This is a genomic window from Rhizobium sp. 18055 (assembly GCF_902706285.1).
Taxonomy (GTDB): domain Bacteria; phylum Pseudomonadota; class Alphaproteobacteria; order Rhizobiales; family Rhizobiaceae; genus Rhizobium.
In genome coordinates, this window is sequence record NZ_CACSKD010000086.1 from 1 (window position 1) to 665 (window position 665).

General features: G+C 64.1%; 1 protein-coding gene. It reads right to left on the minus strand.

Annotated features, from left to right (window positions below; all coding sequences use genetic code 11):
• A partial coding sequence (locus tag GVL52_RS31545; RefSeq protein ID WP_200847934.1) for a flagellar cap protein FliD N-terminal domain-containing protein occupies positions 1 to 549 on the minus strand: 549 nt, incomplete at its 3' end.
• Between the last annotated feature and the right edge of the window lie 116 nt (positions 550 to 665).

Genomic DNA, 665 nt, shown 5'->3' on the forward strand with positions numbered 1-665 from the left:
GGTCAGCACCGTGGCGGTGACGCCGGCCTTGGAGCCGTTGATCTTGCTGGCGACGTCTTCCAGCGTATCGGTCGCCGTGACGTCGATCTTCACGACCGCGTCCGAGCCGGCGGCAAAAGTCTTGGGAGTGCCGCTCCAGGTGCCCGTGGTGAGGGTCAGCGTGCCGGCGCCCACGGCGCTCTTGGCGGGCGTCAGCGCATCGGAAATGGAGGACTGGGCCTTGGCCAGGTTCTGCACCTGCACGTTGAACGACGTCGCCGCCGCACCGCCCACGGCCGACACGGTCACGAAATCGGTGCTGGACGAGGTCGCCGCCACGCCGTTCCATCCGGTGACGCTGGTCAGCTTGCCGGCGGCATCGGAGAGGGTGGAGACAAGTGATTTGAATTGCCCGAAAGCGGAAACCTTCGCATTCGTCACGGCCGCCTGCTGGGTCAGGCCGTTGGTCCGGGTGATGGGCAGCTTGACGGCATCGACGGAAGCTTTGATGAGGTCATTGACGTTGACGTTGCCGCCCAGGCCAATGCCCAACGAAGAAAAGCTCGGCATATACCACCTCCATTCAGTCGATGCGACGCGTTGTATCGACGGAAATTATCCCGCCCCGACGGCACGGCATCGCGCCGATAAGCACAGGATAACCCACCCAATCCACCGCTTGCGGC